Genomic DNA, 20,898 nt, shown 5'->3' with positions numbered 1-20,898 from the left:
CACATGGTACGTATGAGCCTCGACGTTATACGTAAAACCTCGCGGCTGCGACACCGTCGGGGGAGAGGGGCGGACATGGCCGCGGGGTATATGGACATCCTCCGGACGCGGCACGCCGCCCGGCTGCTGACGGGAACGCTGGTGGGGCGGCTGCCGAACGGCACCGCCCCCATCGCGATCGTCCTGTTCACCCGTGCGGAGGGCGGCAGCTACTCGCTGGCCGGAGCTCTGGCGGCGGCGTACGGCCTCGCCACAGCGGTGGGACAGCCTCTGCTGGGCCGGGCCGTGGACCTGTACGGCCAGCCACGCGTCCAGCTTCCCGCGGCGGTCGTCTCCGCGCTCGGCATGACCGTGCTCGCCCTGATCGGCCTCGGCTCGCAGCCGGCCGCCTACGCGGCGGTCGTGGTGGCCGGACTCTTCACACCCCCGCTGGAGGGCGGCCTGCGCGCCCTGTGGCCGGCGGTCCTCGGCGGGGAGGAGCGGGTGCACCGTGCGTACGCCATGGACGCGGTGGCCCAGGAGATCATGTTCACCGTCGGGCCGCTCCTCGTGACGGTCCTGGTGTCCCTCTGGTCGCCCGCGGCCGCACTCCTGGTCATCAACGCCATAGGGGTGCTGGGAGCACTGTCCGTCATCCTCTCCGAGCCCTCCAGGGTGTGGCGCTCGGCCCCCCGCGAGGCGCACTGGCTCGGCGCCCTGCGCTCGCCGGGGCTGCTCGCCCTGCTGGGCGCCTTCTTCTTCGTGGGACTCGCCCTCGGCTCGATCACGGTGGCCGGTGTCGCCTACGCCGACGACCACGGCCGGGAGTCCGTGTACGGCTGGCTGATGGCCGCGCTCGGCCTCGGCGCGCTGATCGGCGGAGCGGTGTACGGGGCGCGGCAGTGGGCAGGGGCGCCCGAGCGCAGGCTGCGGATCATCGTCGCGCTGCTGGCGCTGGGCTATCTGCCGCTGATGCTCACGCCCGGCGTGCCCGCCATGACCGCACTGGCGGCACTCGCCGGAGTGTTCCTGGCACCGGCGATCGCGTGCTCGTTCATCGTCGTGGACCGGCACGCGCCGCAGGGCACGGTGACCGAGGCGTTCTCCTGGCTGGTGACGACCTTCGGGGTGGGCGCCGCGGCCGGAACGGCGGTGGCGGGCCCGGCCGTCGAGCTCGGCGGGACGGCGTGGAGTTTCGCCGTCGCCGGGGCCGGTGGAGTGGCGGCGCTGCTGGTTCTCCTGGCCACCGGAAGGGTCCTCGCAGCTCCCGGGCGTACGGCCTCGGTCGTGGCCGGTTCGGAAAATGATCGAAACGGTGCTGCCGAACCCGGTTTCAGCTCAGGCCATAAGGCGTAATGTTCAGTCATGGACCGCCGCATTTTCGGGCTGGAGAACGAGTACGGCGTCACGTGCACGTTCAGGGGACAGCGCCGACTGTCACCTGACGAAGTGGCGCGCTACCTCTTCCGCCGTGTTGTGTCATGGGGCCGCAGCAGCAATGTCTTCCTGCGGAACGGCGCCCGCCTCTACCTCGACGTGGGATCGCATCCGGAATACGCGACACCCGAATGCGACGACGTGACCGAACTGGTCACGCACGACAAGGCGGGCGAGCGCATTCTCGAAGGCCTGCTCGTCGACGCCGAACGCCGCCTGCACGAGGAGGGAATCGCGGGCGACGTCTATCTCTTCAAGAACAACACCGACTCGGCAGGAAACTCCTACGGGTGCCACGAGAACTACCTCGTGGCCCGGCACGGAGAATTCTCCCGGCTCGCGGACATCCTCATTCCGTTCCTCGTCACCCGTCAGCTGATCTGTGGTGCCGGCAAGGTGCTCCAGACACCGCGTGGAGCCGTCTACTGCGTGAGCCAGCGGGCCGAGCACATCTGGGAGGGCGTCAGTTCCGCGACGACGCGTTCCCGTCCGATCATCAACACCAGGGACGAACCGCACGCCGACGCGGAGCGGTACCGCCGCCTCCACGTCATCGTCGGTGACTCCAACATGTCCGAGACGACCATGCTGCTCAAGGTCGGCGCCACCGACCTCGTGCTGCGCATGATCGAGGCCGGCACCGTGATGCGTGACCTGACCCTGGAGAACCCGATCCGGGCCATCCGCGAGGTCAGCCACGACATCACGGGGCAGCGCAAGGTGCGCCTGGCCAGCGGCCGCGAGGCATCGGCCATCGAGGTCCAGCGCGAGTACTACGAGAAGGCCGTCGACTTCGTCGAGCGCCGTGGCATCCGCACCGGCACCGTCGACCAGGTCCTCGAGCTGTGGGGCCGCACGCTGGACGCCATCGAGGCGGAGGACCTCGACCGGATCGGCACCGAGATCGACTGGGTCATGAAGTACAAGCTCATCGAGCGGTACCGGGCCAAGCACAACATGACCATGTCGAACCCGCGGGTCGCCCAGATAGACCTCGCCTACCACGACATCCACCGGCGGCGCGGGCTCTACTACCTCCTGGAGCGCAAGGGCCAGGTCGCCCGTATCTGCAACGACCTGAAGATCTTCGAGGGCAAGTCGGTGCCCCCGCAGACGACCAGGGCGCGGCTGCGCGGCGACTTCATCCGCCGTGCCCAGGAGCAGCGGCGGGACTTCACCGTCGACTGGGTCCATCTCAAGCTCAACGACCAGGCGCAGCGCACCGTGCTGTGCAAGGACCCCTTCCGTTCCGTCGACGACCGGGTGGAGAAGCTGATCGCGGGCATGTGATCCGGGACAGGAATGTCCCGCCCCGTATCCGACCGGGCCCCGTACGTTCCTCGTACGGGGCCCTTCGGTCCGCCTAGAGTGTCGGGGACCATCCACGTGCCGTCTGAGATCTGAGGAACCAGTGCGCCGACTTGCCGGCCTTCTCGTCGTCCCCCTACTGCTGCTGTCCACGGCGGCATGCGGCGACGACAAGGCCTCCGACTCCGTCTCCAAGAACGGTTTTCCCGCGATCAGCGCGGGGACGAAGTTCGGGGAGAAGCCCACTCTGGCGAAGGGTGAGGGCGATCCACCCAAGAAGCTGAAGACCGAAGTCATCAGTGAGGGTGACGGCGCGAAGCTCAAGAACGGCGACGCGGCGGAGGTCAACTACCTCGGGCAGGCCTGGGACTCCACCAAGCCGTTCGACAACAGCTTCGACCGCAAGCAGCCGTTCGGGCTGATTCTCGGTGCCGGCATGGTCATCCCGGGCTGGGAGCAGGGGCTCGTCGGCCAGAAGGTCGGCAGCCGTGTGCAGTTGGTCATCCCGCCCGAGCTCGCCTACGGCGAGCAGGGCCAGGGCGAGGACATCAAGCCCAACGCCACCCTGGTCTTCGTCGTGGACGTGGTGAGCGGCAAGGCGGTCCCGAAGTCCCCGAAGGGCAGCACGGTCGCCCAGGACAACATCGACCTGCCCAAGGTCGCCGACAACACCGACGGCAAGGCGCCCAAGGTCACGATCCCCAAGAGCGACCCGCCCAAGAAGCTGGTCTCCAACTACGTCCTCGAGTCCGACGGGGAGGCGGTGAAGGAGACCGACACCGTCGTCGTGAACTACGAGGCCTACCTGTGGAAGGGTGCGAAGAAGTTCGACAGCACCTACGACACGGGCAAGGTCGCGAGCTTCCCGCTGGCCCAGATCACCGTCAAGGGCCTCAAGGCCGGCCTGGCGGGCAAGAAGGTCGGCAGTCGTGTCCTGCTCGTCATCCCGCCGGACCAGGGTTTCGGTGACCAGGCGCAGCAGACCGTCCCCGCCAACTCCACGCTCGTGTGGTCCGTGGACATCCTGACAAAGATGTAAGACTGTCCCGGTTGACCAGTTCATCAGTAAGAGGAGCAGTTCAGTGAGCATCGAGAAGCCCGAGATCGACTTCCCGGGTGGCGAGCCGCCGGCCGACCTGGAGATCAAGGAAATCTGGGAGGGCGACGGGCCGGTGGCCCAGGCGGGCCAGACCGTCTCCGTGCACTACGTCGGTGTGGCCTTCTCCACCGGCGAGGAGTTCGACGCCTCGTGGAACCGCGGCACCCCGCTGCAGTTCCAGCTCGGTGCCGGTCAGGTCATCGCCGGCTGGGACAAGGGTGTCCAGGGCATGAAGGTCGGCGGCCGTCGCCAGCTGACCATTCCCGCGCACCTGGCCTACGGCGACCGCGGCGCAGGTGGCGGCGCGATCGCCCCGGGCGAGACGCTGATCTTCGTCTGCGACCTCGTCGGCGTCTGACCCGTCCGTTTACAGCAGCCGGGGCCCGTGCCGCAAGGCACGGGCCCTCGCTTTGGTCCGGACACCCCGGGGCGGTACGGTCGACGGTCGGAGAGCACGTCGAGAAAGGGCGTCGATGGCGATTGCCAAGGCCGAACGGCTGATGAACCTGGCACTGTGTCTGCTGGGTACCCGGCGCCCGCTCAGCAAGCGTGAGCTCCGCGGGTCCATCGAGGCCTACCTGGAGGCGGGCTCGGACGAATCCTTCAACCGGATGTTCGAGCGCGACAAGGACGATCTGCGTGAACTCGGTCTGGTCATCGAGACCGTGGAGAACCTGGACGGCGACACCGGCTACCTCGCGCGCCGCGACAGCAACCGGCTGCCCCCCATCACCCTCGACGCCGAGGAGGCCGCAGCCCTCGGGCTCGCCGCCAAGGTCTGGCAGCAGGCCCGGCTCGCCGGTGCCGCCAGCGGGGCGCTGCAGAAGCTGCGGGCGGCCGGCATGCCGGAGGCCGAGGACGCCTACGAGGTGCACAGCGCCCTCGAACCCCGCATCCCGGTCCACGAGGCCGCCTTCGAGCCGCTGATGCTGGCCTGCCGTGACCGCCGCCCCGTCACCTTCGACTACCGCAAGGGCAACGCCGCCCGCCCGGAGCAGCGCCAGGTCGAGCCCTGGACGCTCGAATGCTGGCGCGGCCACTGGTATCTGGCCGGCTGGGACCGCGACCGGGGCGCCGAGCGGGTCTTCCGGCTGTCCCGGATCTCCGGGCGGGTCCGCTCCCGCGCCGGGGCCTTCACGGCCCAGGTCCCCGACGCCGTGACCGTCCGCGAGACGGTGGAGAGCTGGGCGGGCGAGACCGCCACCAGGACCGCCCGGATCAGACTGCGTACGGGCTCCGGCTACCCGCTGCGCTCCCGCGCGATATCGGTACGGGAACTGGGCGACGGCTGGGACGAGTTGGAGATCCCGTACGGACACGGCCTGGACGCCTGGCTCGTGGAGTTCGGGCCCGACGTGATCGTGAGCGAACCCGCCGATCTGCGGGCCGACGTGATGGACCGGCTGCGCGCCGTGGCCAAGGACTGAGGGGACCCGTACTCGTGGCCACGAACGCGATCGACCAGACCCGGCGGATGCTCTCCCTCGTCACCTACCTGCGTGAGCGCCCCGGCGCCCACGTCCAGGACGTGGCCCGGGCCTTCGGGATCACCGAGGACGAGCTGATCTCCGACCTCGACGTGCTGCCCATGTGCGGGACCAGCTTCCGCGGCGGTGACCTGCTGGACATCGACACCGACGGCGACCGGATCTGGTGGCACAACCCGGACGACGTCGCGGCGCCGCTGCGGCTCGCCGCGGACGAGGCGACCGCCCTGCTCGTCGCCGCCCGTGCCGTCGCCACGCTCCCCGGCCTGCGGGAGAGCGACCGCCAGGCGCTGGTGCGCGCGACCGCGAAGCTGGAGACGGCGGCCGGTGAGGTGGGGGCCGCCAGCTCACGGCTCTCGGTCACCTTCGAGTCCGAGGGCGGTGTCTTCGCCGACGTCGACCGGGCGATCTCCGAGCGGCGCAGGCTCTGGCTGCGCTACTACTCACCCGCGCGCGACGAGCTGACCGAACGCGAGGTGGACCCGATCCGGCTGTTCGCCGTCGGTCACACCTATATGGAGGGCTGGTGCCGGCTCACCGAGGCGCGGCGTACGTTCCGGCTCGACCGGGTCGCCGAGATCAGACTCCTCGACGCCCCGTCGGCCCCGCCGGAGCTGGAGCTGCGTGACCTCTCCGAGGGGCTGGTGCAGCCGGCCGCCGAGGACCCGGAGGTCGTGATCGAGGTCGGCCCCGGCGGCCGGTGGGTCGCCGAGTACTACCCGCACGACAGTGCGGAGGAACTGCCCGACGGTGGCCTGCGGATCACCCTCCGCACCCCCGCCCCGGCCTCGCTGCGCAGGCTCGCCCTGCGGCTGGGCGGCGAGGGACGTATCACCTCGCCCCCGGACCTGGCCGAGAGCGCCCGGCTGGCGGCGCGTGAGGCGCTGGCCGCCTACGACGGCGCGCTCTGAGGGGGCGGCCACCGGTGCATCGAGGGGACGAAGGCCATATGACTGCGATATCGAGCACACGGACGGGACCGGTTCCGGTCCCGGTGCCCGACACCGTGCGCTTCCGGGCCGCCTGCCCGGACTGCCGCGAGCGGTTCGAGCTCGTGGCGGGCGCACTGCGCCTGGCCATAGGAGCCAGCCGCCGTACGACCTTCTACTCCTTCACGTGTCCCGCGTGTGGTTCCGCGGTCCGCAAGCCGGCCGGGGAGCGCATCATCGAGCTCCTCAGCGGCGGCGGGGTACGGACACTGCGCCTGCACACCGCCCTGCGGTAACGAGAAACACCGAGGATCCGCCCATGTTCTGGCCCATGCTCGCCATCGCTCTGGGATTCGCCGGCCTGGCCGTGCTCGGCGTGCTGGCCGTCAAGGTCTTCGTCGAGGCACAGCGGCTCGCCGGACAGGTCGCCGCGACAACGCGGCGGATCAACCGAGCGGCGGAGGATCTCGAACGAGCGGCCACCACCCTCGCCGATACCGGAGAGGCCTTGCGATAGCAGTGCGCGGCCTCCTGATTCACCGGTTCGGGGGGTACGCTGCTGGAGCGGCCCAGGCAGGGAGGTGTGGGCCGCAAGCGGGAGTACGCACAGGCATTGCCTCACGTTTACCCCTGCGGGTTACGATCGCTGCCAGCGCGAAGGTCGGACACCTGTCCGGTCGAGCGGGTAGCGGACCCACCCTCCAGACGCCTCAGTGAGAAGGAAGTCGCACATGATCGGCAATCTGAAGCCCCTCGAGATCGTTCTGATCATCGCTGTCGTCCTGCTGCTCTTCGGTGCCAAGAAGCTCCCCGACATGGCGCGTTCACTCGGCAAGTCGGCCCGCATCCTCAAGAGCGAGGCCAAGGCCATGAAGAAGGACGACGCGGAGCCCGCGGCGCCCACTGCGGAGAACGTCGCGGACACCACCCCGCCCGCGGCCACCGCGCGCACGATCCAGGCCGCTCCGGGAGATGTCACCAGCTCCCGCCCGGTCAGCGAGGCCAAGCCCACCACCCAGAGCTGACAGCTGATCCGGAACTCCGGACGCTGCCGCACGAGACGAGGGAAGTGGGTTGCTCAAGTCTGCCCGCAAGCAGGAGAAGGACGACGAGGGGCGGATGCCCCTCCTCGATCACCTGCGTGAGCTGCGCAACCGGCTGCTGAAGTCGGTCCTGGCGATCATCGTCGCCGTGATCGTAGCGGCGTTCTTCCAGAAGGAAATCTTCGAGTTCCTGATGAAGCCGATCCTGGACTCAGTCGGCTGCAAGAACGGCGCCGTGACCATGATCAACGGTCGGCCCTGCGCGGAGATGACCACCAACGGTCTGCTGTCGCCGTTCACCATCGCGCTGAAGGTGTCCCTGATGGCAGGCGTGCTGGTGGCCACCCCGGTGTGGCTGTACCAGCTGTGGGGGTTCGTCGCCCCCGGCCTGCACAAGCAGGAGAAGCGTTACTCGGTCGCCTTCGTCGTGGCGGGGGTGCCGCTCTTCGTCGCCGGTGCCTACCTGGCGTACGCGATCCTCCCGCAGACCGCGCAGATCATGCTCGGCTTCACACCGGACAACGTGAAGAACCTGCTGCCGCTGGACGACTTCCTGGACCTGATCACCCGCATGGTGATCGTCTTCGGGCTCGCCTTCGAGCTGCCGCTCCTGCTGATCCTGCTCAACCTGACCGGTGCCCTGTCCGGCGCCCGCATGCTGCGCTGGTGGCGCGGGATGCTCGTCGGGCTTACCGCGTTCGCGGCCGTCGCCACCCCGGGCGGCGAGCCCATCTCGATGCTGCTGCTGGCCGGCCCGCTGGCCGTGCTCTACTTCATGGCCGTCGGCTTCTCGCTGCTCAACGACAAGCGCAAGCGGCGTGCGAACCCCGACGCCGAGCTCGACGACGACGAGGCGTCCAGCCTGGATCTCACCCCGGAGACGGTCGGCGCCGTCGAACCCGTGGCCTCCCGGCCGGCCCTGCCCGAGCAGGCGGGCGGCGACGCGGACGGTGGGCGTTCGCACCGGCTCAACGGTTACGACGACATCACCTGACCTTGTAAGGTCCCGCGGGTGACCAGCGAGATCACCCTCTTCGTCAATCCCACCGCGGGGAGCGGCCGGGGCGCGCGTGCCGCGCAGCCGGCCGCTTCCGCTCTGCGGGACGCCGGCTTCTCCGTACGGACGGTTCTGGGCGAGGACGCCGACGACGCGCTGCGACGGGCCCGGGAGGCGGTGGCCTACGGGACCGGGGCTCTGATAGCCGTGGGCGGGGACGGCGTGATGTCCCTCGCCCTGCAGGCCGTCGCGGGCACCTCGACACCGCTCGGCGCCGTGGCCGTGGGCACCGGGAACGACTTCGCCCGCGCCCTCGGGCTGCCGATCCGTGATCCGGCCGCCGCCGGGCGGCTGGCCGCCGAGTTGCTCAAGGCCGGGGCGGCGCGCGCGATCGACCTGGGCCGGACAGGGGAGCGCTGGTTCGGTTCCGTGCTGGCCTCGGGCTTCGACTCGCGGGTCAACGACAGGGGGAACCGGATGCGCTGGGCCGGGGGGCGTTTCAAGTACGACCTGGCGATCCTCGCCGAGCTGGCCTCCTTCAGGCCGATCCCGTACCGCGTCAGGCTGGACGGCGGACCGGTGACGGAGATCGAGGCGACGCTGATCGCGGTGGGTAACGGCAGCACGTACGGCGGCGGGATGCGGATCTGCGCGGACGCGGTCATGGACGACGGGCTCTTCGATGTGACCGTGGTCGGTGACTGCAGCCGGACCACGCTGCTGAAGGTCTTCCCGAAGGTGTACAAGGGCACGCACCTCGGCCACCCGAAGGTCACCGTGCACCGGGTGTCCTCGATAGAGCTCGCCGCGGCCGGTGTCACGGCGTACGCGGACGGGGAGCCGCTGGGCGCGCTGCCGCTCACCGCCACCTGCGTACCCGGTGCCGTCCGGGTCCTTGCACCATGAAATAAAGATCGGGCTGACTGTCATACGGGGCGGGTAGGCTCGTATCAAGATGACAGAGGACCTCTCACCAGCTGAGCGATACCAGGCGTCCCGGGTCCGTGCGGCCGAGCAGACCACGGCCCTCGGGCCCTTCCGGGAGATGTACGAATTCGGACTGGACCCGTTCCAGATCGAGGCCTGCCAGGCCCTGGAGGCCGGCAAGGGGGTGCTGGTCGCGGCCCCCACCGGGTCGGGCAAGACGATCGTCGGTGAATTCGCCGTACACCTGGCCCTGGAGCAGGGCCGCAAGTGTTTCTACACCACGCCCATCAAGGCCCTGTCCAACCAGAAGTTCACCGATCTCGTCCGGCGCTACGGCGCGGACAAGGTCGGTCTGCTGACCGGTGACAACAGCGTCAACGCGGACGCACCCGTGGTCGTGATGACGACCGAGGTCCTGCGCAACATGCTGTACGCGGGCTCCCAGGCCCTCACCGGGCTCGGCTATGTGGTCATGGACGAGGTGCATTACCTCTCCGACCGCTTCCGGGGCGCCGTGTGGGAGGAAGTGATCATCCACCTGCCGGAGTCCGTGACACTGGTGTCGCTGTCGGCGACCGTGTCCAACGCCGAGGAGTTCGGCGACTGGCTGGACACCGTCCGTGGTGACACCCAGGTGATCGTCTCCGAGCACCGGCCCGTGCCGCTGTGGCAGCACGTCATGGCCGGACGCCGGATGTACGACCTCTTCGAGGAGGAGACCGACCACGGCGGCCGGGGCACCGGCCGCCGCGAGGTCAGCCCGGATCTCGTCCGGCTCGCCCGGATGGAGAACCAGCGCGGGTACAACCCGCGCGAGCGCCGGCGCGGAAAGATGGTGCGCGAGGCGGACCGGGAGCGCGAGCGTCGTCAGCGCAGCAGGATCTGGACCCCGTCCAGGCCCGAGGTCATCGACCGGCTCGACGCCGAGGGGCTCCTGCCCGCCATCACCTTCATCTTCAGCCGGGCCGGCTGCCAGGCGGCCGTGCAGCAGTGTCTGCAGGCCGGGCTGCGTCTGAACGACGAGAGCAAGCGCGGGCTGGTGCGGGAGATCGTCGAGGAGCGGACTGCGTCCATTCCCCCCGAGGACCTCCATGTCCTCGGATACTACGAATGGCTCGAAGGGCTGGAGCGCGGCATCGCGGCGCACCACGCCGGAATGCTGCCGACCTTCAAGGAGGTCGTGGAGGAGCTGTTCGTCCGCGGCCTGGTCAGGGCGGTCTTCGCGACCGAGACCCTGGCGCTCGGCATCAACATGCCCGCGCGCTCCGTGGTGCTGGAGAAGCTCGTCAAGTGGAACGGCGAGCAGCACGCCGACATCACCCCCGGCGAGTACACCCAGCTGACCGGGCGGGCCGGGCGCCGCGGCATCGACGTCGAGGGCCACGCGGTCGTCCTCTGGCAGCGGGGGATGGACCCCGGCGCGCTCGCCGGACTCGCGGGGACGCGTACGTATCCGCTGCGCTCCAGCTTCCGCCCCTCGTACAACATGGCCGTCAACCTCGTCCAGCAGTTCGGGCGGCACCGCTCGCGCGAGCTGCTCGAGACCTCCTTCGCGCAGTTCCAGGCCGACCGGTCCGTCGTTGGGATCTCCCGGCAGGTCCAGCGCAACGAGGAGGGCATCGAGGGCTACAAGGAGGGCATGACCTGCCACCTCGGGGACTTCGAGGAGTACGCGCGGTTGCGCCGCGACCTCAAGGACCGCGAGACGGAGCTGGCCAAGCAGGGGGCGTCCCAGCGGCGGGCGGCCGCCGCGGCGTCCCTGGAGAAGCTGAAGCCCGGTGACGTCATCCATGTGCCCACCGGCAAGTTCGCCGGGCTCGCCCTGGTCCTGGACCCGGGGCTGCCCGCCGGGCGCACCAACGGCCATCGCGGGCTCGAGTACCACGACGGCCCGCGCCCTCTGGTGCTCACCGCCGAGCGGCAGGTCAAGCGGCTGGCCCACATCGACTTCCCGGTGCCGGTCGAGGCCCTGGAGCGGATGCGGGTGCCCAAGTCGTTCAACCCGCGTTCACCGCAGTCCCGCCGCGACCTGGCGTCCGCGCTGAGGAGCAAGGCGGGACACATCGATCCGGGACGGCACCGCAAGCAGCGGGCCGCCGCGGCCGACGACCAGGAGATCGCCCGGCTGCGTACGGAGCTGCGCGCCCATCCCTGCCACGGGTGCGACGAGCGCGAGGACCACGCGCGCTGGGCCGAGCGCTATCACCGGCTGCAGCGCGACACCCGGCAGCTGGAGCACCGCATCGAGGGCCGGACGAACACCATCGCCCGCACCTTCGACCGCATCGTCGCGCTCCTGACCGAGCTGGACTATCTGCGGGGCACCGAGGTCACCGACAACGGCCGGCGGCTGGCGCGGCTCTACGGCGAGCTCGACCTGCTGGCCAGTGAATGCCTGCGGGACGGTGTCTGGGAGGGGCTCAACCCCGCCGAACTCGCCGCGTGTGTCTCGGCGCTCGTCTACGAGGCGCGCCAGGCGGACGACGCGGTCGCACCCAAGCTGCCCTCGGGGCCGGCGAAGGCCGCGATGGGCGAGATGATCCGCATCTGGGGCCGTCTCGACGCCCTGGAGGAGGACTTCAAGATCAGCCAGACGGAAGGGGTCGGCCAGCGTGAACCCGACCTCGGCTTCGCCTGGGCGGTCTACATGTGGGCCTCCGGGCGGACGCTGGACGAGGTCCTCCGCGAGGCGGAGATGCCGGCCGGCGACTTCGTGCGGTGGTGCAAGCAGGTCATCGACGTACTCGGTCAGATCGCGGCCGCCGCGCCCCGGGACGGGAGTTCGGTCGCGAAGAACGCCCACAAGGCCGTCGACGCGGTGCTGCGGGGTGTGGTGGCGTACAGCTCCGTGGGGTGAGCGGGACCCCGCCAGGCGGGGTCGAACGAACGGATGAGTGGCCACGGGCGGCTGTGCGTGCCTGTGGCCACTCCTGTGCGTTCTCCCGTCAGGTCTTCTTCTTGTTCTTCATCGAGAGTCCCGCGCAGGCTGCCCCCAGCACAATCGCCAGACCACCGACGATCACGTTGTTGAGGACGACGCCCATGTCGGGGCTCTGGCCGACGATCCACGTCGACACGATGAGCCAGGCGCCCAGCGCGACGATGGCGATGCTCATCCCGGTCATCCGCTCGGGCATGGCGGTGAAGCAGAGTGCCAGCACGGCTATCGCGAGACCGATGACGAGGTTGTGCGTCACCAGGGAGGGCTGGCTCGCGGTGAAGTGAAGCACCCACGGCGAGACGGCGCAGTACAGGCCGAGCAGGAACACCGGTGCGTCCGCACCGGCGGTGGTTCGGCCACCTCCGCCTACCACGCGGTCGTGGCGTGCCCGCATTTCTTCGGCGTCGGGGTGCCCGGAGATGTCTTTTCCGGTGTGTCCGGAAACGTCTCTGGTCTTCCCGGACACATCCCTTCCGGCGTGCGAGATGTTACTCATGAGGATGTTCTCCTTCGCACTTGCTGGAGCGACCGCGACCAGGGGGTGCGGTCATCGGCTCTCCAGACCAGTGTGCTCTTATATGCCCCTTATGTGTAGTTTTTCTGGTGGTCGAATTCTGCGGTTCCGTCGCGACGACCACGAAGGCGACCGTGCCGACGGCGGGAGCCCCGCGGCCCGCGCTGCTCCGGCCGTGTGGTCGGAGCAGCGCGGGCATCGGGGCTCGGTGACGTCCTGCCGTCGGTGTCGCGACGGCCGCCGGCTCAGCTCGCCGGCATCAGGACGGTGTCCACGATGTAGACCGTCGCGTTGGCGGTCGGGACGTTGCCGCAGACGACCTTGGAGGAGTCGTTCACGGTGTAGGACATCTCCGAACCCGACGTCGTCAGCTTCGTCTTCGCCAGGGTGTCGAAGGAGCCCTTCTCCAGCTGCTTCGGCGTCAGCTTCTCGCCCACCACGTGCGAGGTGAGCACCTTGGTGAGTTCGGCCTTGTTCGCGAGCAGCTTGTCCAGGTCCGCCTTCGGGATCTTGGCGAAGGCGTCGTTGGTCGGTGCGAACACGGTGATGTTCTCGGCGCTGTTCAGGGTGTCGACGAGACCGGCCTGCTTGACGGCCGTCACCAGGGTGGACAGCGCCGGGTTGTTCGACGCGGCCGTGGCGACCGGGTCCTGCGCCATGCCCGCGAACGAGCCGGCGCCGTCCTTCGGGACCGTCGCACAGCCCGGGCCGAACGGCTCGTCCATGGGCTGGGTCTCCTTGGCCGGCGCGCTCGACGCGGCCTTGTCCGCACCGGAGTCGGACGAGGAGGTCTCGGAGTCGCCGGAGCAGGCGGTCAGCGCGAGCGGCAGCATGGCCGCGGCGGAGGCGGTGACGGCGATACGGCGAAGGTGACGGTTGTTCATGATGTTCTCCTGGGTGGATCGTTGATCAGGGAATGGGAAGAGAAAGGGTGTGCGGGTCGGTAGTCAGGTCACGTCGACCACCACCGAGTGCCACCCGGTCGCACCGTCGGGGACGGTGCCGACCCGCTTGTCGGTCTGGGTGGCGCCGGTGCGGTCCGTCGCACGGACCTCGAGGGTGTGGTGGCCGGTGGTGGCCGCCCACTCCCACACCCACTGGCGCCAGGTGTCACGGCCGGCCTCCGCGGCCAGCCGCGCGGTGTGCCACTCGCCGTCGTCGACCCGGACCTCGACCCGGGCGATGCCCCGGTGTTGGGCCCAGGCGACACCCGCGACCGGTACGGTCCCCGCTCGCGGGGCGGCGAAGGGGCGCGGCGTGTCGATACGGGACTGGGTCTTGATCGGAGCCTCGCGGGACCAGTCACGCTTGACCCAGTAGGCGTCGTACGTGTCGAACGTCGTGAGCTCGATGTCCTGGATCCACTTGCAGGCCGAGACGTAGCCGTAGAGGCCGGGGACGACCATCCGGACCGGGAAGCCGTGGTCGAACGGCAGCGGTTCGCCGTTCATACCGACCGCGAGCAGTGCGTCACGGCCGTCCATGACCTCCTCGACCGGAGTCCCGATCGTCATCCCGTCCACGGAGCGGGCCACGATCTGGTCCGCGGGCCCGCCCTTCGACGGGGGCTTCACCCCGGCCTCGCGCAGCAGATCGGCCAGGCGTACGCCGATCCACCGGGCGGTGCCCACATAGGGTCCGCCCACCTGGTTGGACACGCAGGTCAGCGTGATGTCGCGCTCGACGAGCTCGCGTCCCAGGAGGTCCTGGAAGCTGAGGGTGACGGGTCGCGCCACCCCCTTGCCGTGGATCCGCAGCCGCCACCGGTCGGCGTCGACGCGCGGAACCACCAGAGCGGTGTCCACCCGGTAGAAGTCCTTGTTCGGGGTGGTGAAGGAGCTCAGGCCCCGGATGCCGAGGTCGGCTCCGCTGGGTATCGGGGGTGCCGCCGAGGCCGGTGCCGGGAGGGTGATGTCGCCGCGTGAGGCGGAGACCCCGGCCAGCTGGGACGCCTGGAGCTGTCGGCCCAGGAGCCCCGCACCGGCCGAGGCCGCCGCGGCGGCGGTCGCCGCGATCACGAATCCGCGGCGGTCGAAGGCGCCTTGCGCCCCACCGTCCAAGGCGCCTTGGGCCCCACCGTCCGTCTCACCGGCCGCGGGAGACGGCACGGTTTCCGGGACGCGCAGCCGTCCGGCCAGGAGATACAGCACTCCTGCGGCGACCAGTGCGCCCACGGCCGAGGGCAGTGCGTCGCCCGGCCGGCCCTCCGGCCGGCCGGCCGCGGACACCGCCCCGACCACGCCGAAGACCAGGACGGCCGCAGCGCCGGTCCACCGGTGCCGCAGTGCGAGGACCCCCACCGCCATGGCGAAGACCGCCAGGAGGACGAGGATCCCGAGCTGCAGCACCAGCTTGTCGTCGGTGCCGAAGTTCCGTACGGCGAAGTCCTTGACGGCCGGGGGAGTGCGGTCGATGACCGCCCCGCCCACGGCCGTGACCGGACCCGCCTCGGGACGGACGGCTGCGGCGACCAGTTCGGCGACGCACAGCGCGGTGAACCCGGCGATCAGACCACTGAGCGCGGCGAGCGCGGCACGTGCCCAGCGGGACCGCCGGGACCCGGGGGCCCCTTGCTTCTGCGAAACGTCTCGGTCTGTTCTCACACCAGGGGTTCGGTGCGGATCGCCCGGCGGATTGGTCGTTCACCCGATCGAAGGAAGTCCGATCATCGGCCAATCCGCGGCGACCGCTGCCCCGAATGACCTCTGAGGGGCACTCCAACAGCGCCCTGGCCAGGCACGCGACACCGGAAGGAACCCGAATGGCACGGGAGCGGCGGCGCACAGCCGTAGTCGGCAGCGGGGTGGCGGGACTGACCGCCGCACACGTCCTGGGGAGGGCGCACGACGTGACGCTCCTGGAGGCGGACGGGCGCGTGGGCGGGCACGCGCACACCCATGAGCTGAGCTCGTCGGACGGCCGGACACACCGCGTCGACTCGGGGTTCATCGTGCACAACCGGCGGACGTATCCGAATCTCCTCCGGCTCTTCGACGAACTCGGAGTGGCCACTCAGGAGTCGGAGATGAGCATGTCCGTTCGCTGCGAGGGATGCGGACTGGAGTACGCGGGCGCCCGCGGTGCCGCAGGACTGTTCGCCCGGCCCGGGTCGGTGCTCCGTGGCCCGTATCTGCGGATGCTGGCCGAGGTGCCCCGCTTCCACCGGGCAGCCAGGGCGTTGCTCGCCGTGCCCGAAGGCACGGGGGTCATGACGCTGGGCGAGTTCGCGGCGCGAGGCCGGTTCTCCGCCTACTTCTCCGCGCACTTCCTGACGCCGATGGTCTCAGCCGTGTGGTCCTGCGACCCGGTGACCGCGATGCGCTACCCGGCCCGCTACCTCTTCAGCTTCCTGGAACACCACGGGATGCTCTCGGTCGGGGACTCGCCGGTCTGGCGGACCGTCACGGGCGGATCACGGGAGTACGTCGACCGCGTCGCGAAGCAGGTGCACTCGCTGCGCACGTCCACCCCGGTCCGCACCGTGCGGCGGCTCGGCGGCGGAGGAGTGGAGATCGTCACCGAGGACGGCGCCACCGAGGAGTACGACTCGGTGGTCGTCGCCACCCATCCCGATCAAGCACTCAGGCTGCTCGCCGACCCCACCGACGAGGAGCGGCGCACCCTCGGGGCCTTCCGCTACTCCCGCAACCCCACGCTGCTGCACACCGACACCACGCTGCTGCCGCGCAGCCGGGGTGCCGCGGCGTCCTGGAACTACCTGATGCCGTCCTGCGCGGCAGACGCCGACCGGGTCACCGTCAGCTACGACATGAACCGCCTCCAGCGGCTGGACGCCCCCGAGCGGTTCGTCGTCACGCTGAACGGCGCCGAGCGGGTCGATCCCGACCTCGTTCGGGCCCGCACGGTCTACGAACACCCCGTCTTCACCCCGGAGTCGGTCGCCGCACAGGCCGGACTGCCGGCGCTCTCCGGGCCGGTCACCGCCTTCGCGGGGGCGTACCACGGCTGGGGGTTCCACGAGGACGGCTGCCGTTCGGGTGTGCGGGCGGCCCAAGCGCTGGGGGTGACCTGGTGAACGCCCTCTACCCGTGCGCCATCACCCACATACGGACCGCGCCCCGCAGGTACGCCCTGCGGCACCGTACCTATCTGTGGCTCATCGACCCGGACCGCCCGCCGCGGCTGCCGGCCGTCCTGCGCCCGCTGGCCGGCTTCGACGCCCGCGACCACTTCGGCGGCACGGCCCCCACCGTCCGGGCAGGACTGGAACGGTTCCTCCGGGCACGTGGCGTCGACCTCGCCGACGGAAACGTCACCATGCTCACCCAGGCCCGGGTCCTCGGCCATGTGTTCAACCCGCTGACCGTCTACTGGTGCCACCGTCCCGACGGCTCCCCGCTCTGCGTCGTCGCTGAGGTCCACAACACCTACGGGGAGCGGCACTGCTACCTGCTGAGGACGGACGAGGCGGGCCGGGCGGTGACCGGCAAGGACTTCTACGTGTCGCCCTTCTTCCCCGTGGACGGCGACTACCGGATGCGGCTCCCCGAACCGGGCGCACGGCTCGACCTGACGGTCCACCTCGAGCGCGAGGAAGCACGCCCGTTCACCGCGACCGTACGCGGCACCCGGCGCCCCGGTACGCCCGCCCAGCTGATCCGGCTGTTCCTGCGCCACCCCTTCTCCACCGTGGTGGTGTCCGCCGCCATCCGGCTGCACGGCGTCAGGCTGTTCCTGCGCCGGCATCCCGTACAGCCACGTCCCCGTCATCGCACCCAGGAAGGCATGCAGTGAAGGCGCCCACCTCCTCCACCCCGTCCGTAGATCCGGCCCACGGCGGCGGCGCCGTCCCGGCGCAGACCCGGGCCGCCACGACCCCCTTCGCCGGCGTGGACCCGGACCGATGGCCGGATGTCGCCCGTCCGCCACGGTCCTCGGGGGTGAGGACCGCCGTCGCCGAGCGGCTCGTGCGCCACGCGCTCGCCCGGCTCCCCCTCCGTGCACGGCTCGCGGGCCGCGACAGCGTCGGCCTCGGCGGACCGCTCATGGAGATCCGCCGGCCCGACGCCTTCTTCCGGCGGATCGGCGCGAGCGGCCTCATCGGCTTCGGCGAGTCGTACATGGCGGGCGAGTGGGACTCGCCCGACCTCGTCGGCGTCCTCACGGTCCTCGCGGGGAACGCGGCCGGCCTCGTCCCCGCACCGCTGCAGAAGCTGCGGGGTCTGTGGGCGCTGCGGCAGCCCGCCGCGCAGGCCAACACCCCCGAGGGCGCCCGCGACAACATCAGTCACCACTACGACCTGTCGAACGACCTCTTCGCCCTCTTCCTGGACGACACACTCACGTACTCCGCCGCCGTCTTCCGCGGGTTCCCGGCCGAACAGGGCCTGCTGCCCGCCGCGCAGCACCGCAAGATCGACCGGCTCCTCGACCTGGCCGGCGTGGGCGACGGCACCGAGCTGCTGGAGATCGGTACCGGCTGGGGCGAACTCGCCGTACGGGCGGCAGCACGGGGCGCCCGGGTCACCACCCTCACCCTCTCCCGCGAGCAGCAGGAGCTGGCCCGCGGCCGGATCCGCGAGGCAGGCCTTCAGGACCGGGTCGACGTACGGCTCCGCGACTACCGGGACGTCACCGGGGAGTACGACGCGGTCGTCAGCGTCGAGATGATCGAGGCGGTCGGGGAGGAGTTCTGGCCCGAGTACTTCCGGACCCTGGAGCGCTGCCTCGCCCCCGGCGGGCGGATCGCCCTCCAGGCGATCACGATGCCGGACGACCGGATGCTGGCCAGCCGCAGCACCTACACCTGGATCCAGAAGTACATCTTCCCCGGCGGCCTGCTGCCCTCCACCGAGGCGATGGAGCGCGTCACCGCCGGTCACACCTCCCTGCGGACGGAGCGGCGCGACAGCTTCGGCGCGCACTACGCCGAGACCCTGAGGCTGTGGCGGGAACGCTTCGGCGAGCGGGCCGCGGAGGTCGACGCGCTCGGGTTCGACGCGACCTTCCGCCGTATGTGGACCTTCTATCTCGCCTACTCCGAGGCCGGCTTCCGGTCCGGCTATCTCGACGTGCAGCAGATTCTCCTGACCCGTGAGGACACCGCGTGAACACCATGACCGACACCCCGGGACGAGCGGCGCAGCGGATCGCACCCGTCATCGAGCAGTTCCTCGGCGGTCCCCCGCCGGTCAGGATCAGGATGTGGGACGGCAGCGAGACCGGACCGCGGGACGCGCCCACGGTGCAGGTGCGCTCCCGCAGGGCGCTGCGCAGGCTCCTGTGGCAGCCGGGCGAACTCGGGCTCGCCGAGGCCTACATCACCGGTGACATCGACATCGCCGACGACCTGGCGGACGGGCTGCGCGCGCTGCGCCGCGCGTCGGGGCCGCAGGGCCCGCGGCTGCCCCGCCCCGGTGTCGCCGACCGTCTCCGGGCAGCCGGCACCGCCCTGCGCCTCGGTGCGATCGGGCCCCGCCCGCCGACTCCCACCGCCCGCGCGGGGCTTCACGGCACGCCGCACAGCAAGGCACGCGACCGGGCGGCCGTCAGCCACCACTACGACCTGTCCAACGCCTTCTACTCCCTGCTGCTCGACGAGACCATGGCCTACTCGTGCGGCTACTGGACCAGCGACGCCCCCGGTTACGGACCGGCCGACGCGCAGCGCGACAAGCTGGAGCTGATCTGCCGCAAGCTCCGGCTGACGGCAGGCTCGCGGCTGCTCGACATCGGCTGCGGCTGGGGATCACTGACCCTCCACGCCGCGGCCAGGCACGGAGTCCGGGTCACCGCCGTCACTCTCGCCGCCGAACAAGCCGCCCACGTACGCGGGCAGGTGGAGGCGCGCGGCCTGGAGGACCTCGTCGAGGTGCACTGCTGCGACTACCGGGACGTCGCAGCCCTGCCCGGCTTCCGGGGCGGGTACGACGCCGTGTCCACCATCGAGATGGGGGAGCACGTGGGCGACGCCCAGTACCCGGCCTTCACCGCGCTGCTCCACGCCGTGCTCCGGCCGCAGGGGCGTGCCCTGGTCCAGCAGATGTCCCGCGGCTCGACCGCCCCCGGCGGCGGAGCGTTCATCGAGTCGTACATCGCACCCGACATGCACATGCGTCCGCTCGGCGAGACCGTGGGCCTGCTGGAGGGCGCCGGCTTCGAGGTCCGTGACGTCGAGTCGATGCGTGAGCACTACGTTCTGACCGTCGAGGCCTGGCACCGCACCCTGGAGGAGCGCTGGCCCGAATTCGTGGCGCTGGTGGGTGAGGAGACGGCGCGGGTGTGGCGCCTCTACCTGGTGGGCGGCGCCCTCGCCTTCGAGGAACGGCGCATGGGTGTCGACCAGATCCTCTCGGTGCGCCCCGACGCCTCGGGCTCGGCCGGCCCTCCGGCCACCCGTCACGGCTGGTACGCGAAGACCGGTGACACCCCCCTCCGGACCACGGCACCGGACGCCCGGTGAGCGGCTTCGACTGGGCGGAGTTCGCCCGCCACCTTCCGGTCGCGGCGGGCGCCGCCCTCGGCGTCATGGTCGTCACGTTCCTGATCGCCCTGCGCAAGGGGGTGCACCGGATCGTCGACGTGGCATGGGGAATCGGCTTCTCGGCCGTCGCTCTGGTGACGTACGCGATGTCCGACGGCGACGGCGACGACGGGCGCCGTGTCCTGGTGACGGTGCTCACCGTGGTCTGGGGTCTGCGCCTGGCCGTGCACATCGGCCGGCGGGGCCGTGGCCACGGGGAGGACCCGCGCTACGAGGCCATGCTGGCCAAGGCACCGGGCAACCCCGGCCTGTACGCCCTGCGCACGGTGTACCTCCTCCAGGGTGCGCTCGTCTGGCTTATCTCCCTGCCGGTGCAGGCCGCTCAGCACCTCACCGGGCCGCTCGACGGCTGGGCGTGGGCGGGGACCGCGCTGTGGGCGGTGGGGCTCGGCTTCGAGGCGCTGGGTGACAGCCAGCTGGCGCGGTTCAAGGCCGATCCCGCGAACCAGGGGCGGATCATGGACCGGGGCCTGTGGTCCTGGACCCGGCACCCCAACTACTTCGGGGACTTCTGCGTCTGGTGGGGGCTGTTCCTGATCGTCTGCGCGAACCCCGCGGTCGCCGCGGCGACCCTCGTATCGCCCGTCGTCATGAGCCTGCTGCTGACCAGAGGCAGCGGAAAGGCGCTCCTGGAGCGGCACATGGCCGGACGGCCGGGGTACGAGGAGTACCGGGCCCGCACCAGCGGCTTCTTCCCGCGTCCGCCCGTCCGGCGCTGAGACGAGAGGCATGG

Annotated in this window: 20 protein-coding genes; 17 read left to right on the top strand and 3 right to left on the bottom strand. The window is 70.5% G+C overall.

Translation table 11 applies throughout. The annotated features are described in order from the left end of the window. The first annotated feature begins 75 nt into the window (after window positions 1-75). From ACIREO_RS17765 to ACIREO_RS17710, 12 genes are all read left to right on the top strand, one after another. Window positions 76-1,335, top strand: a complete 1,260-nt coding sequence (locus ACIREO_RS17765; protein WP_404110595.1) for an MFS transporter — start codon at window positions 76-78, stop codon at window positions 1,333-1,335. A 9-nt stretch (window positions 1,336-1,344) separates the two neighbouring features. Further along, a complete protein-coding gene (pafA, locus tag ACIREO_RS17760) occupies window positions 1,345-2,706 on the top strand; it encodes a Pup--protein ligase (RefSeq protein ID WP_275533904.1) in 1,362 nt (453 codons plus the stop codon). 121 nt (window positions 2,707-2,827) lie between these two features. Beyond that, the gene (locus ACIREO_RS17755; RefSeq protein ID WP_404110592.1) at window positions 2,828-3,763 is read left to right on the top strand and encodes an FKBP-type peptidyl-prolyl cis-trans isomerase; all 936 of its coding nucleotides are present in this window, start codon (window positions 2,828-2,830) and stop codon (window positions 3,761-3,763) included. Window positions 3,764-3,806: 43 nt separating this feature from the next. After that, a complete protein-coding gene (locus ACIREO_RS17750; RefSeq protein WP_031099446.1) occupies window positions 3,807-4,181 on the top strand; it encodes an FKBP-type peptidyl-prolyl cis-trans isomerase in 375 nt (124 codons plus the stop codon). Window positions 4,182-4,296: 115 nt separating this feature from the next. Further along, window positions 4,297-5,250, top strand: a complete 954-nt coding sequence (locus ACIREO_RS17745) for a helix-turn-helix transcriptional regulator (RefSeq protein ID WP_404110589.1) — start codon at window positions 4,297-4,299, stop codon at window positions 5,248-5,250. 14 nt (window positions 5,251-5,264) lie between these two features. Further along, window positions 5,265-6,221: a helix-turn-helix transcriptional regulator gene (locus ACIREO_RS17740; protein WP_404110586.1), complete on the top strand. Its 957-nt coding sequence runs from the start codon at window positions 5,265-5,267 to the stop codon at window positions 6,219-6,221. A 38-nt stretch (window positions 6,222-6,259) separates the two neighbouring features. Next, on the top strand, window positions 6,260-6,535 hold the full coding sequence (locus ACIREO_RS17735; protein WP_404110583.1) for a hypothetical protein: 276 nt from the start codon (window positions 6,260-6,262) through the stop codon (window positions 6,533-6,535). Between the two features lie 23 nt (window positions 6,536-6,558). Further along, on the top strand, window positions 6,559-6,756 hold the full coding sequence (locus ACIREO_RS17730) for a hypothetical protein (RefSeq protein ID WP_129261536.1): 198 nt from the start codon (window positions 6,559-6,561) through the stop codon (window positions 6,754-6,756). Between the two features lie 214 nt (window positions 6,757-6,970). Further along, window positions 6,971-7,264, top strand: a complete 294-nt coding sequence (gene tatA / locus ACIREO_RS17725) for a Sec-independent protein translocase subunit TatA (protein ID WP_404110581.1) — start codon at window positions 6,971-6,973, stop codon at window positions 7,262-7,264. 49 nt (window positions 7,265-7,313) lie between these two features. Further along, entirely contained in the window at window positions 7,314-8,276 is a 963-nt protein-coding gene (tatC, locus tag ACIREO_RS17720) for a twin-arginine translocase subunit TatC (RefSeq protein ID WP_404110578.1), read from the top strand. Window positions 8,277-8,294: 18 nt separating this feature from the next. Further along, a complete protein-coding gene (locus ACIREO_RS17715) occupies window positions 8,295-9,185 on the top strand; it encodes a diacylglycerol kinase (protein WP_404110575.1) in 891 nt (296 codons plus the stop codon). A 49-nt stretch (window positions 9,186-9,234) separates the two neighbouring features. Next, window positions 9,235-12,063 (top strand): DEAD/DEAH box helicase, encoded by a 2,829-nt coding sequence (locus ACIREO_RS17710; RefSeq protein ID WP_404110573.1) that lies wholly within the window; start codon window positions 9,235-9,237, stop codon window positions 12,061-12,063. Between the two features lie 88 nt (window positions 12,064-12,151). Here ACIREO_RS17710 and ACIREO_RS17705 read toward each other — a convergent pair whose 3' ends face one another. The 3 genes from ACIREO_RS17705 to ACIREO_RS17695 all read right to left on the bottom strand — a co-directional run bounded on the left by ACIREO_RS17705 (window position 12,152) and on the right by ACIREO_RS17695 (window position 15,171). Further along, window positions 12,152-12,643: an SPW repeat protein gene (locus ACIREO_RS17705; RefSeq protein ID WP_404110570.1), complete on the bottom strand. Its 492-nt coding sequence runs from the start codon at window positions 12,641-12,643 to the stop codon at window positions 12,152-12,154. A gap of 263 nt (window positions 12,644-12,906) precedes the next feature. Beyond that, complete coding sequence (locus ACIREO_RS17700; RefSeq protein WP_404110567.1) at window positions 12,907-13,545, bottom strand: fasciclin domain-containing protein; 639 nt, start codon at window positions 13,543-13,545, stop codon at window positions 12,907-12,909. Between the two features lie 63 nt (window positions 13,546-13,608). Then, entirely contained in the window at window positions 13,609-15,171 is a 1,563-nt protein-coding gene (locus tag ACIREO_RS17695; protein WP_404111075.1) for a molybdopterin-dependent oxidoreductase, read from the bottom strand. Window positions 15,172-15,422: 251 nt separating this feature from the next. Here ACIREO_RS17695 and ACIREO_RS17690 point away from each other — a divergent pair, with 251 nt between their 5' ends. Genes ACIREO_RS17690 through ACIREO_RS17670 form a run of 5 tightly spaced genes read left to right on the top strand, consistent with a single transcriptional unit; the run spans window position 15,423 to window position 20,884 of the window. Further along, the gene (locus ACIREO_RS17690; RefSeq protein ID WP_404110564.1) at window positions 15,423-16,697 is read left to right on the top strand and encodes an NAD(P)/FAD-dependent oxidoreductase; all 1,275 of its coding nucleotides are present in this window, start codon (window positions 15,423-15,425) and stop codon (window positions 16,695-16,697) included. Next, the gene (locus ACIREO_RS17685; RefSeq protein ID WP_404111074.1) at window positions 16,691-17,416 is read left to right on the top strand and encodes a DUF1365 domain-containing protein; all 726 of its coding nucleotides are present in this window, start codon (window positions 16,691-16,693) and stop codon (window positions 17,414-17,416) included. Before ACIREO_RS17690 ends, ACIREO_RS17685 begins: the two co-directional genes overlap by 7 nt. Further along, the gene (locus ACIREO_RS17680) at window positions 17,413-18,732 is read left to right on the top strand and encodes a class I SAM-dependent methyltransferase (RefSeq protein ID WP_404110560.1); all 1,320 of its coding nucleotides are present in this window, start codon (window positions 17,413-17,415) and stop codon (window positions 18,730-18,732) included. The genes ACIREO_RS17685 and ACIREO_RS17680 overlap by 4 nt, the downstream gene beginning before the upstream one ends. A gap of 5 nt (window positions 18,733-18,737) precedes the next feature. After that, window positions 18,738-20,084, top strand: a complete 1,347-nt coding sequence (locus tag ACIREO_RS17675; protein WP_404111072.1) for a class I SAM-dependent methyltransferase — start codon at window positions 18,738-18,740, stop codon at window positions 20,082-20,084. Further along, window positions 20,081-20,884: a DUF1295 domain-containing protein gene (locus ACIREO_RS17670; RefSeq protein WP_404110557.1), complete on the top strand. Its 804-nt coding sequence runs from the start codon at window positions 20,081-20,083 to the stop codon at window positions 20,882-20,884. Before ACIREO_RS17675 ends, ACIREO_RS17670 begins: the two co-directional genes overlap by 4 nt. The last annotated feature ends 14 nt before the right edge of the window (window positions 20,885-20,898 follow it).

The organism is Streptomyces sp. NPDC102441 (assembly GCF_044765585.1).
In the GTDB taxonomy this organism is placed as follows: Bacteria; Actinomycetota; Actinomycetes; order Streptomycetales; family Streptomycetaceae; genus Streptomyces.
The sequence above is the reverse complement of the archived record's forward strand: the minus strand, read 5'-3'. Positions and strand labels throughout refer to the sequence as shown.

Coding starts and splice junctions, on each gene's coding strand:
- ACIREO_RS17765 (WP_404110595.1), top strand. CDS start 76: ATGGCCGCGGGGTATATGGACATCCTCCGGACGCGGCACGCCGCCCGG.
- pafA (WP_275533904.1), top strand. CDS start 1,345: ATGGACCGCCGCATTTTCGGGCTGGAGAACGAGTACGGCGTCACGTGC.
- ACIREO_RS17745 (WP_404110589.1), top strand. CDS start 4,297: ATGGCGATTGCCAAGGCCGAACGGCTGATGAACCTGGCACTGTGTCTG.
- ACIREO_RS17735 (WP_404110583.1), top strand. CDS start 6,260: ATGACTGCGATATCGAGCACACGGACGGGACCGGTTCCGGTCCCGGTG.
- ACIREO_RS17730 (WP_129261536.1), top strand. CDS start 6,559: ATGTTCTGGCCCATGCTCGCCATCGCTCTGGGATTCGCCGGCCTGGCC.
- tatA (WP_404110581.1), top strand. CDS start 6,971: ATGATCGGCAATCTGAAGCCCCTCGAGATCGTTCTGATCATCGCTGTC.
- ACIREO_RS17710 (WP_404110573.1), top strand. CDS start 9,235: ATGACAGAGGACCTCTCACCAGCTGAGCGATACCAGGCGTCCCGGGTC.
- ACIREO_RS17705 (WP_404110570.1), bottom strand. CDS start 12,643: ATGAGTAACATCTCGCACGCCGGAAGGGATGTGTCCGGGAAGACCAGA.
- ACIREO_RS17700 (WP_404110567.1), bottom strand. CDS start 13,545: ATGAACAACCGTCACCTTCGCCGTATCGCCGTCACCGCCTCCGCCGCG.
- ACIREO_RS17690 (WP_404110564.1), top strand. CDS start 15,423: ATGGCACGGGAGCGGCGGCGCACAGCCGTAGTCGGCAGCGGGGTGGCG.
- ACIREO_RS17675 (WP_404111072.1), top strand. CDS start 18,738: ATGACCGACACCCCGGGACGAGCGGCGCAGCGGATCGCACCCGTCATC.